General features: G+C 44.1%; 7 protein-coding genes, 16 tRNA genes and 2 rRNA genes (1 of these 25 cut by a window edge). 22 read left to right on the top strand and 3 right to left on the bottom strand.

Annotation, left to right across the window (positions count from 1 at the left end; translation table 11 throughout):
* The 18 genes from DV702_RS09400 to DV702_RS09315 form a co-directional block, all read left to right on the top strand.
* A 23S ribosomal RNA gene (locus DV702_RS09400) occupies window positions 1-1,175 on the top strand (it extends 1,752 nt beyond the left edge of the window).
* Between the two features lie 377 nt (window positions 1,176-1,552).
* Window positions 1,553-1,668 (top strand): 5S ribosomal RNA (gene rrf, locus DV702_RS09395).
* A gap of 47 nt (window positions 1,669-1,715) precedes the next feature.
* A tRNA-Asn gene (locus DV702_RS09390) sits at window positions 1,716-1,790 on the top strand.
* 6 nt (window positions 1,791-1,796) lie between these two features.
* Window positions 1,797-1,888, top strand: a tRNA-Ser gene (locus DV702_RS09385).
* A 22-nt stretch (window positions 1,889-1,910) separates the two neighbouring features.
* A tRNA-Glu gene (locus DV702_RS09380) sits at window positions 1,911-1,985 on the top strand.
* Between the two features lie 31 nt (window positions 1,986-2,016).
* Window positions 2,017-2,092 (top strand) — tRNA-Val (locus DV702_RS09375).
* Between the two features lie 15 nt (window positions 2,093-2,107).
* Window positions 2,108-2,182 (top strand) — tRNA-Met (locus DV702_RS09370).
* Between the two features lies 1 nt (window position 2,183).
* Window positions 2,184-2,259 (top strand) — tRNA-Asp (locus DV702_RS09365).
* Between the two features lie 56 nt (window positions 2,260-2,315).
* A tRNA-Phe gene (locus DV702_RS09360) sits at window positions 2,316-2,391 on the top strand.
* A 19-nt stretch (window positions 2,392-2,410) separates the two neighbouring features.
* Window positions 2,411-2,483: transfer RNA gene (locus DV702_RS09355), tRNA-Thr, on the top strand.
* Window positions 2,484-2,491: 8 nt separating this feature from the next.
* Window positions 2,492-2,576 (top strand) — tRNA-Tyr (locus tag DV702_RS09350).
* A gap of 3 nt (window positions 2,577-2,579) precedes the next feature.
* Window positions 2,580-2,650 (top strand) — tRNA-Trp (locus tag DV702_RS09345).
* 21 nt (window positions 2,651-2,671) lie between these two features.
* Window positions 2,672-2,747, top strand: a tRNA-His gene (locus DV702_RS09340).
* A 43-nt stretch (window positions 2,748-2,790) separates the two neighbouring features.
* Window positions 2,791-2,866, top strand: a tRNA-His gene (locus DV702_RS09335).
* A gap of 4 nt (window positions 2,867-2,870) precedes the next feature.
* Window positions 2,871-2,942, top strand: a tRNA-Gln gene (locus DV702_RS09330).
* Between the two features lie 8 nt (window positions 2,943-2,950).
* Window positions 2,951-3,025 (top strand) — tRNA-Gly (locus tag DV702_RS09325).
* 7 nt (window positions 3,026-3,032) lie between these two features.
* A tRNA-Cys gene (locus tag DV702_RS09320) sits at window positions 3,033-3,106 on the top strand.
* Window positions 3,107-3,123: 17 nt separating this feature from the next.
* Window positions 3,124-3,204: transfer RNA gene (locus tag DV702_RS09315), tRNA-Leu, on the top strand.
* A 351-nt stretch (window positions 3,205-3,555) separates the two neighbouring features.
* Here DV702_RS09315 and DV702_RS09310 read toward each other — a convergent pair.
* Window positions 3,556-4,071: a hypothetical protein gene (locus DV702_RS09310; protein ID WP_114924519.1), complete on the bottom strand. Its 516-nt coding sequence runs from the start codon at window positions 4,069-4,071 to the stop codon at window positions 3,556-3,558.
* On the bottom strand, window positions 4,068-4,772 hold the full coding sequence (locus DV702_RS09305) for a B3/B4 domain-containing protein (protein WP_114924518.1): 705 nt from the start codon (window positions 4,770-4,772) through the stop codon (window positions 4,068-4,070). The genes DV702_RS09310 and DV702_RS09305 overlap by 4 nt, the downstream gene beginning before the upstream one ends.
* Before the next feature lie 55 nt (window positions 4,773-4,827).
* Here DV702_RS09305 and queG point away from each other — a divergent pair, with 55 nt between their 5' ends.
* Together queG and trmL are read left to right on the top strand one after the other, a co-directional pair.
* Complete coding sequence (gene queG / locus DV702_RS09300; RefSeq protein WP_114925893.1) at window positions 4,828-5,961, top strand: tRNA epoxyqueuosine(34) reductase QueG; 1,134 nt, start codon at window positions 4,828-4,830, stop codon at window positions 5,959-5,961.
* A 17-nt stretch (window positions 5,962-5,978) separates the two neighbouring features.
* The gene (gene trmL, locus DV702_RS09295) at window positions 5,979-6,455 is read left to right on the top strand and encodes a tRNA (uridine(34)/cytosine(34)/5-carboxymethylaminomethyluridine(34)-2'-O)-methyltransferase TrmL (protein ID WP_114924517.1); all 477 of its coding nucleotides are present in this window, start codon (window positions 5,979-5,981) and stop codon (window positions 6,453-6,455) included.
* Between the two features lie 242 nt (window positions 6,456-6,697).
* Here trmL and DV702_RS09290 read toward each other — a convergent pair whose 3' ends face one another.
* Window positions 6,698-7,996, bottom strand: a complete 1,299-nt coding sequence (locus tag DV702_RS09290; protein WP_114924516.1) for an NCS2 family permease — start codon at window positions 7,994-7,996, stop codon at window positions 6,698-6,700.
* 156 nt (window positions 7,997-8,152) lie between these two features.
* Between DV702_RS09290 and DV702_RS09285 the strand changes: the two genes are divergently transcribed.
* The gene (locus DV702_RS09285; protein ID WP_114924515.1) at window positions 8,153-8,977 is read left to right on the top strand and encodes an aldo/keto reductase; all 825 of its coding nucleotides are present in this window, start codon (window positions 8,153-8,155) and stop codon (window positions 8,975-8,977) included.
* 27 nt (window positions 8,978-9,004) lie between these two features.
* Window positions 9,005-9,937 carry a methyl-accepting chemotaxis protein gene (locus DV702_RS09280; protein WP_114924514.1) on the top strand — a complete coding sequence of 311 codons (933 nt, stop codon included), beginning with the start codon at window positions 9,005-9,007 and terminating at the stop codon, window positions 9,935-9,937.
* Window positions 9,938-10,685: the final 748 nt, after the last annotated feature.

Here is a 10,685-nt window from a genome sequence, read left to right as displayed (position 1 = left end):
CTGGTAGGGTGAATAGCCCGAGAGAGCCGCAGTGAATAGGCCCAGGCGACTGTTTAGCAAAAACACAGGTCTCTGCAAAACCGTAAGGTGACGTATAGGGGCTGACGCCTGCCCGGTGCTGGAAGGTTAAGAGGAGGGGTTAGCGCAAGCGAAGCTCTGAATTGAAGCCCCAGTAAACGGCGGCCGTAACTATAACGGTCCTAAGGTAGCGAAATTCCTTGTCGGGTAAGTTCCGACCCGCACGAAAGGCGTAACGATCTGGGCACTGTCTCAACGAGAGACTCGGTGAAATTATAATATGCGTGAAGATGCGCATTACCCGCGACAGGACGGAAAGACCCCGTGGAGCTTTACTGTAGCCTGATATTGAATTCCGGTGCAGCCTGTACAGGATAGGTAGGAGCCTTTGATTCCGGAGCGCCAGCTTCGGAGGAGGCATTGGTGGGATACTACCCTGGCTGTATTGGACTTCTAACCCATGCCCGTGATCCGGGCAGGAGACAGTGTCAGGTGGACAGTTTGACTGGGGCGGTCGCCTCCTAAAGAGTAACGGAGGCGCCCAAAGGTTCCCTCAGAATGGTTGGACATCATTCGTAGAGTGCAAAGGCATAAGGGAGCTTGACTGCGAGACCTACAAGTCGAGCAGGGTCGAAAGACGGGCTTAGTGATCCGGTGGTTCCGCATGGAAGGGCCATCGCTCAACGGATAAAAGCTACCCCGGGGATAACAGGCTTATCTCCCCCAAGAGTCCACATCGACGGGGAGGTTTGGCACCTCGATGTCGGCTCGTCGCATCCTGGGGCTGTAGTCGGTCCCAAGGGTTGGGCTGTTCGCCCATTAAAGCGGCACGCGAGCTGGGTTCAGAACGTCGTGAGACAGTTCGGTCCCTATCCGTCGCGGGCGCAGGAAATTTGAGGAGAGCTGTCCTTAGTACGAGAGGACCGGGATGGACATACCGCTGGTGTACCAGTTGTCTTGCCAAAGGCATCGCTGGGTAGCTATGTATGGACGGGATAAATGCTGAAAGCATCTAAGCATGAAGCCCCCTTCAAGATGAGATTTCCCATTACGCAAGTAAGTAAGATCCCTCAAAGAAGATGAGGTGGATAGGTCTGGGGTGGAAGCACGGCGACGTGTGCAGCTGACAGATACTAATCGATCGAGGACTTAACCTATTATTGAAAAGCGGAAGCAGCCGTTTAGATGCGGCAGGCATAAGGCGAAGATGTGCAGTGGTGCTCTTTACCACGAAACAGCTTTGACTTATGGCCCGAGCATCTGGTCGCTGAAGCTGGACAAAATGAAAAGCTAAATCGACCGTATAGATGCGACAGGTATAAGACGGATTGGCGAAGCGACGGTTTTTGTCGCGCAGCCAAGCTGACTTATGACCCGAGCATCTGGTCGATTTAGCTGGACAACACGAAAAGCAGAAGCAGTTACTTGAACAACCCAATGTCTTTTATCCAGTTTTGAGTGAATAAAAACTTTTTGAAAAAAGAGTTGACTTTATTACTCAGTTTGGTATAATAATCATGGCTTTGAAAAACAGTTCAGTGACGATAGCGAAGAGGTCACACCCGTTCCCATACCGAACACGGAAGTTAAGCTCTTCAGCGCCGATGGTAGTTGGAGGTTTCCTCCTGTGAGAGTAGGACGTCGCTGATCTGTAGAAGCAATCTACATACTTTGTGCCACATACCAATTATTATTATTCCGCAGTAGCTCAGTGGTAGAGCAATCGGCTGTTAACCGATCGGTCGTAAGTTCGAGTCTTACCTGCGGAGCCATTTATTGGAGAGCTGTCCGAGTGGCCGAAGGAGCACGATTGGAAATCGTGTAGGCGGTTTGCGCTGCCTCAAGGGTTCGAATCCCTTGCTCTCCGCCAGATACACATCTCTTACTTATATGGCCCCTTGGTCAAGCGGTTAAGACACCGCCCTTTCACGGCGGTATCACGGGTTCGAATCCCGTAGGGGTCACCATTTATATTTCATTAAAAGTTTTACAAACCCAGGAGGATTAGCTCAGCTGGGAGAGCACCTGCCTTACAAGCAGGGGGTCGGCGGTTCGAGCCCGTCATCCTCCACCATTTTCATAGTATTATCGCGGGGTGGAGCAGTGGTAGCTCGTTGGGCTCATAACCCAAAGGTCGTAGGTTCAAATCCTGCCCCCGCAACCAAGGTCCCGTGGTGTAGCGGTTAACATGCCTGCCTGTCACGCAGGAGATCGCGGGTTCGATTCCCGTCGGGACCGCCATTTTTATTTATGACATAAGTTTTGTGTTAAGTGGAATTCTTAATCACAGAAAATGTGGCTCAGTAGCTCAGTCGGTAGAGCAAAGGACTGAAAATCCTTGTGTCGGCGGTTCGATTCCGTCCTGAGCCACCATTTAATTTAATGATTTTATGCCGGTGTAGCTCAATTGGTAGAGCAACTGACTTGTAATCAGTAGGTTGAGGGTTCAAGTCCTTTCGCCGGCATCCTTACTGGTGGGGTAGCGAAGTGGCTAAACGCGGCGGACTGTAAATCCGCTCCCTCCGGGTTCGGCGGTTCGAATCCGTCCCCCACCACCATTTAGGGGCATAGTTCAACGGTAGAATAGAGGTCTCCAAAACCTTTGGTGTGGGTTCGATTCCTACTGCCCCTGTATTATTTAAATAAGATTGTGGCGGATGTGGCGAAGTGGTTAACGCATCGGATTGTGATTCCGACATTCGGGGGTTCAATTCCCCTCATCCGCCCCATGCTCTAACAATTGGTTACTAAAATATAAATGATGATATGATGGCGGATGTGGCGAAGTGGTTAACGCATCGGATTGTGATTCCGACACTCGGGGGTTCAATTCCCCTCATCCGCCCCATTAGTGGGGTATAGCCAAGCGGTAAGGCAACGGACTTTGACTCCGTCATTCGTTGGTTCGAATCCAGCTACCCCAGTCGGTTTCGCGGAAGTAGTTCAGTGGTAGAATACGACCTTGCCAAGGTCGGGGTCGCGGGTTCGAATCCCGTCTTCCGCTCCACTATGTTGGCGGCATAGCCAAGCGGTAAGGCACGGGTCTGCAACACCCTTACCACCGGTTCGATTCCGGTTGCCGCCTCCAAATTTATACTGTATTATGCCCGAGTGGTGGAATGGCAGACACGTCGCACTCAAAATGCGATGCCGCGAGGCGTGCCGGTTCAAGTCCGGCCTCGGGTATCAACAAAAACACAGCATATGCTGTGTTTTTTTATTGTTTTCAATTTTTATAGTGCATTATACGGAATCAATCGCTAGATACTAAATATGCAATCCCTTTTTCATAGAAAAGCTAATTGTTTCCAGAAGAAAGGGGTCATCTCAAAAAATCAGATGTGCCTGACTTTCTGGAAAACCCCTTTCAATAGAAGAGAAACATGAAATGTTGTTGCTCGTAAGGTACATTGCCATAGCCGTGGATGGATAGTGGTCATTGGTCAATGTGTAACAGGTGACGAGTGATGGGTTTCTGCAAGTTGTGAGTTCATGTAACATCTTCTACCTCAGGAAAGAGTCTCACCTTCCTGAGGATTAAAAGTAAGCAGAGCCATCAAAGTCTAATGAAATCGAGTAGTTTTTACTATTGATACGATTCGATAGTTGATGGGCTGCTCTTTCAGCTTGTTGTGCTTTTTGACGATATGTTTCAGGATCAAATAAAGCGATACGGTACAGTGGGGTGTTTTCCGAGTAGCCAAAGAGCATTTCTTCTTTAGTGGCTGAAGAGAGTGACTTATAGAATTCAGCTTTTGCCCGAAGTTGAATCGCAAATTCGATTGCTTCTACTAACAGAAGTGGCTGTTCTTCAAAATCGACTGTGTTCGTACTGTTAGCTATGTAAATAAGTAAATCCAATTTGCGTAGATCTGCTCTCACTCGTTCGATGTCGTCTTCTACATGCTGTAATGTTCTGGAAAGTGTGGCAGGTTGCTGTCCTTTTTCTACAGTCGTAAAAGCTACTCTGTGCGCTTCAGCTTCCAATTCCCGAATTTGCTTGGAAAGTATACTTTTTAATTTAATACCTTCTGCTAATGTGATTGTCATCATTGCACCTCTTTTTCTATCACGCATGATGTTTGTTGTGTGGAAAGAACAGTTGATTGATAATCGCCGCCATTGATACTAGTGAACATTTTACCGCAAGACTCTGTTAACTCTGCAGCTGCATCAATAGATAATGATGGATGAATAAAAAGAAGTTGAAGAACATGTTCTGTCTCTTCTGTCACGGCTGTACGCATTGAATCCATGTGAGGACTCCCAAAAGGGCTGTAGTCATCGGAAAGCAGTAAGAGGTTAGGGAATGTGTTGAATTCATTGTTCAAGCCCATATAGCCCTCTTCTGCAGATCCTACTGTAAGTCGTATATCTCCTACAATTTTATCTACATCATAAGTTACTGCTGGAAGCTCGTATTGTAATGAAAAAAAAGTGTTTAGATCCTCGGCGCTATGAAAAGAGGATACATAGTTTTTTTGCTTGATTTCTTGCATTCTCGTCTCTAAAGTAGAAGGAGAAGTTAACGGATCCGCACCAAGAGTTTTAACGGTAGACTGCCATTCAACAATCCCCTGGAACTGTGTGAGCTCTTTGTCCAATAGTTCGAAATATAGTTGTTCTTGAAATAATCGAAGTCGACCTTTCAGCATCTGAGGTGATGCGGATACTGTAGTTTTGGTATAATGAAGTATACCTAATTTAAAATCATGAATTTTTTCGAAGATAGAAGGATCGACAGTAATTTGCATTAGAATCACCTATTTGTAATTTTACTTCATCTTATCATAAGGGAGGCGGGGGATGGTGAATGTCGCTCAGCTACAAGAAGAAGTTCGAGCATTTGCTACGTCCATTGGTATCGACAAAATAGGTTTTACGACAGCTGCCCCGTTTATCAAACTAAAAGATCGGTTGAAACGTCAACAGCAATTGAATTATCAATCTGGTTTTGAAGAGTCTGACATAGAGAAGCGAACCGAGCCGTTATTATTGCTGGACCAGGCAGAAAGCATCATCTCGATTGCAGTGGCCTATCCATCTAAAATGACAGAGAGTCCGCGTGGAAAAAGAGGGGAACGGCGCGGGGTGTTTTGCAGAGCTTCTTGGGGTGAAGATTATCATACGGTATTGCGTGATAAGCTTGCACAACTAGAACTATTCATAGTAACTAAAGTTCCTCATGCCCGTCTGCGTTCGATGGTAGACACAGGGGAGCTTGTAGATCGTGCAGTTGCTGAACGTGCAGGGATTGGATGGTCGGCAAAAAATTGCTCGATCATTACACCCGAGTTTGGATCGTACGTCTATTTAGGTGAGATGATTACTAACTTGCCGTTTGAGCCGAATGAGCCGATGGAAGATCAATGTTTGGATTGTACATTATGTTTAGATGTTTGTCCGACAGGTGCGTTAGTGCAACCGGGTCAGTTAAATGCCCAACGTTGTATTGCGTTTTTAACACAGACGAAGCAATCAATTCCAGAAGAGTTCCGGCATAAAATCGGTAATCGAGTATACGGTTGTGACACTTGTCAAACGGTATGCCCGAAAAATAAAGGAGTGAATTCAACTCATCAGTTGGATTTTACACCTGATCCTGAACGGGTTAAGCCACTATTGCTGTCATTGCTGTCATTATCGAATCGCCAGTTTAAAGAACAATTCGGACATATGTCAGGATCGTGGCGTGGAAAAAATCCAATTCAACGTAATGCGCTTATTGCTTTAGCACACTTTAAAGAAGAGTCGGCGATTTCAGACATAACAAAAGTTTTGACAGAAGATCCCCGTCCGGTGATGAGAGGTACTGCTGCTTGGGCACTCGGACAGATTGGAACTTCTGAAGCGATAGAAGGGCTGCAATTAGGCTCTATAGTGAACCAAGAGGAAGCGGTAACTATAGAGATAGAACGCGCGTTAATGCATTGTACTAAATGAGAGAAGGTAGCAAAGAGATGACTATACATGTAGCTTTATTTGAACCACAAATACCAGCAAATACAGGAAATATCGCACGTACATGTGCCGGCACTGATACAGCGCTTCATCTGATACGTCCATTAGGATTTTCAACGGATGATAAGATGTTAAAGCGAGCTGGACTCGATTATTGGGAACATGTCCAAATTACGTATCACGACGGTATTCAAGAGTTTTTAAACTGTTATCCAGAAGGTGAGTTTTACTTCATTACGAAGTTTGGCAACACTAGCTATGATTCATTCGATTATTCGGATACGGAGAGAGACATATTCTTTGTGTTTGGCAAAGAAACGACTGGTTTACCGAGAGAAATTACTACAAAATACAAAGAAAATTGTCTGCGGATTCCGATGAATGATGAACACATTCGATCCCTTAACTTATCTAATACTGCAGCAATACTCATCTATGAAGCATTACGACAACAAGGCTTTGCGCATTTAACATAAATAAAAAGGGACCGGCATGATGCCAGTCCCTTTTTAGGTACTTATTTTTTTGATTGACCCGGCTTGTCTTCGTATCCGCCTGTGAAAATCGCAGTCAAGAACGCTAAACAAACAGCCATAATTAGAATTAATCTCATTGTTTGTACCTCCTGTAAAATCAGTAGTCCTTCACACAGTATACCGTAAATGCAAAAGAAATGAAATGTTCTACACCATACTTTGTGACAGGTTATTAACAATTATTAATGAGGCAAGAATAATAATTGATAGGCAAATAATACCGCAAAGATGTAAAGCAGGATCGGGACTTGCTTTCCTTGGCCTTTCGTTACTTTTAATAAAGGGTACGTGATGAAGCCAAGCGCAATACCCGTCGCAATACTAGAAGTGAGCGGCATAGTCAAAATAACTAGAAATGCAGGGAACGCTTCGTCAAAAGAATCCCAATTTATATGTTTTACTGCACCAATCATTAGACTCCCTACAATGATTAGGGCGGGAGCTGTAATAGCAGCTACTCCCGATAACGCGCTAACGACTGGGCTGAAAAATGCTGCCATAATAAATAATCCAGCAACAGTTAAAGTAGTTAGTCCTGTACGACCTCCTACAGCGACACCAGCAGACGATTCGACATAAGCAGATGTCGGGCTTGTTCCGACCATTGCACCGACTGAGGCGGCGAGTGAATCAGCTAGAAGCGCATGGCGTGCCCGCGGCAATGATTTGCCTTTCATCAGACCCGCTTGTTTCGCTACTCCAATCATAGTGCCTGTCGTATCAAATAATGTGACGAGGAGAAATGCGAACACTACACCGTATAATCCGTGTGAGATTACATCGCCCATTGCTTGAATAGGATTCCAAACGAGTATACCTTCAGGCAAGTGGGGCATCTTCATAAACCCATCGAATGTTAATTGTTTTGTGAAAAAAGCGACGACACCTGTAGAAATCATGCCGATGAAAATAGCGCCGTAAATGTTTAAATTCATTAGTATAACAGTGACGAGTAAACCGAATAATGTTAATAATACAGAAGGAGAAGTGAGTTCACCTAACTGAACGATATTCGTCTCATGCGGTGCTACTAAACCCGATAACCGCAAACCGAGAAATGCGATGAATAATCCAATCCCTGCTGTAATTCCGTGTTTTAAGTTTTCAGGAATTTGCTCAATCAACTTTTCACGGAACGAAGTCATGGACAATAAAACGAATAGTAGACCCGCAATAAAGACGGCCGAAAAAGCAGTTAGATAATCTAATTGACCATCTGAACCGATAACGACTGATGCAAAATAAGCATTCAATCCCATACCGGGAGCAATGGCGATTGGATAATTTGCAAACAGAGCCATCCACACAGTACCAATGACAGTAGCTATAATTGTTGCCAGAAAGACTTGATCGAAAGGTACACCGGCGTCTGATAAAATAATAGGATTAACAATAACGATATAGACCATAGTAAGAAATGTAGTCATACCGGCAAGCAATTCAGTTCTTACATTCGTTTGATTCTTTCTAAGTTGAAACAATGTATTTTCTCTCCTTAACTGACGAACAAAATGTAAACCATAGACAATATTATTCGTTTATCAGTTAGAAATCAACCTATTATATTGAAAAAGTGTTCGATTTACTAAGCAAATAATGTACAATTAGTGATAGCAGTATTCGAAGGAGGAAATTTCATGTCAACAATTTTTGAACATATGATTTCATTAAGCAACGGTGTACAAATGCCGCAGTTTGGCTTAGGAACATATAAAATGACAGAACCGGAGCAAACAGTCAAAGTTGTAGAGAAAGCGGTTTCATTAGGATATCGTGCGATTGATACAGCTTCTATTTATGGAAATGAAAAAGAAGTAGGAGAGGCGATACGAAATTCCGGTGTAGCTCGGGAAGATTTATTCGTCACGTCAAAAGTATGGAATGATGAGCAAGGATATGATGAAACACTGCGCGCATTTGAACGCTCATTAACTGCATTAGATATGAATTATATGGATTTATATTTAACGCATTGGCCGGTTAGTGGCAGTTACGTCGATACATACCGTGCGATTGAAAGATTATATGATGAAAAATTAATTCGTGCGACAGGCGTTTCCAATCATCACGAATCTCATTTGAAGGAGTTATCTGCGGTAGCGAATATTCGCCCAATGGTCAATCAAGTGGAAATCCATCCCTTGTTAACACAGGAACCTTTACGCCAGTTTTGCGAAGAGCATCAAATTGCTGTGACATCATGGAGTCCGTTGGCTAGAGGGAAATTATTAGGAGAACCTACGTTAGTGGCAATTGCGAATGCGCATAACAAAACTGTAATGCAGATCATCATACGATGGCATATTCAACATCATTTAATTGTGATACCTAAATCTTCTACTCTTGCACGAGTGAAAGAAAATAGTGAAGTTGCGGATTTTTATCTGACTGATGATGAAATGGCTATAATCGATGCGATGAACCGTGATGAACGTACGGGTACAAATCCAGATACGTATTAATGTATAAAGAAAGAAGGTGGAGGGGAAATGGGACTGTTCCGACGAAAAGCAGAACCTCAAGTACTTGTAGAAACTCATATGTCTTCGAATATTCAAGAAAATGAACAAATAGAGCAACAGCAGCGTTATAAAGAAGTAGAGACACAATTGACGGCTGCTGTCGTTCAGCATGAGAAAGTAAATGCCCAACACAATGTACTGGGAGAGGCTGTTTCCGAAATTGAGAACAGCTTCAATCAGATTCAACTTCTCAGCGAACAGAATACCAATGCATCGAATGAACTGAATAGGAATGGTTCTTCACTGAAAGAAAAGTCATTGTATATGGTGAAAGAAGCAGAGAATGGTGCAACGGACGTGCGTCATACAGCAAAAGTGATGAATGATCTGGGTGAACATATGGATCTATCGGAAGAAAGTATGTTGCAATTAAGCGAACGTTCTGTAGAAATACAATCGATTGTAGGAGTCATTGAAAATATTGCAGCACAAACTAATTTACTGGCGCTTAACGCATCTATTGAAGCGGCTCGTGCAGGTGAATATGGCAAAGGGTTTTCGGTTGTTGCGCAAGAAGTCCGAAAGTTAGCAGAAAGTACTTCAAGTAGCACAAAGGATATCCAAGCATTAACCAATGCATTAAAAGAAGAGATCTTGCACGCGATAGAGGCAACAAAGAAAAGCTCGAAGTTGATCGAGGAAGGGGTGGCGGTTAGTTTGCAGACGGCATCTAAGATCGACCATATTTTGAAAACAGTGCAAGACAGCCAATTGGAAATTACCTCCATGGAACAGATGATTGCTGAGCAAAATGAATTGTCTGCACAAATGCAAAATGAATTGAAGAAAGCAAACGTTCTGTTTTCTTCCGCTCATGAATTAATTTTAGAACATATAGAAGATGCGAAGGAAGTCGACAAGCGTCTTGAAAATGGTATTAAGCAACTGTTGGTACGTTAAAAAATCAAGCCTGATCATTATCCAAAGTAAGAAATTGGCGTTTGGAAATGAGATGGTCTTGATGAGTATTAATTGAATGAGCGTAGTCCTTAAGATTCTTCCGGGAGAATCCTTGAGTTTGTGTTGGGAAGTCAGTTGGTGTTCGTCCAAAAGTTGGAGTAGGATAAGTGACTATTCCATTGGTAGTGCAGAAAATAAGTGTACGTGTGAGGATTCTCCCTGCAGAACCGGACGCTTTCCTGAGGGGACGCGGCGGACTCGCCAGTAGTTCGCTTTCGATTACGCCTGTCGTCCTGATCCTCCAGGAGTCGCCGGTTCTTCCGGGAGAATCCTTGAGTTTTTGTCGGGATGTCAGTTAGTGTTCGTCCAGAAATTAAGTATGGTATGTTCCGCTTCCTGAACAGTGTGGGTGAAGCTTTGGATTGCCTGATTAAATGCATATAGAGTCATTGCTTTTTCCACTCAGTTCGTCGAAACAGTCATAGTTGCTGATAACACTTCACCGCTTTTTAACTTCAAAAACGGTCGCATTGTATCAGACAAGTCTATTTAGTTGGTCTTTCACCATATACAAAGAGTGATCAAACTGTCTTGCACACACTAAGTACGGCTTGGAGCTTACAGACGATCGACTCCGGGAGGATAAGGGAAAGCCGTAGCGAAGGACGGCTTTTGCGAGTGAAGCGTAGCGAGAAGGAGCACATCTTTGCATTTGACAGGTGTAACTCGCAACGCTTGACGGTCCACC

Origin of the sequence: Sporosarcina sp. PTS2304, assembly GCF_003351785.1 — a bacterium.
Taxonomy (GTDB): Bacteria; Bacillota; Bacilli; order Bacillales_A; family Planococcaceae; genus Sporosarcina.
Note: the sequence above shows the minus strand (reverse complement) of the source record. Positions and strands in the feature narration are given on the sequence as shown.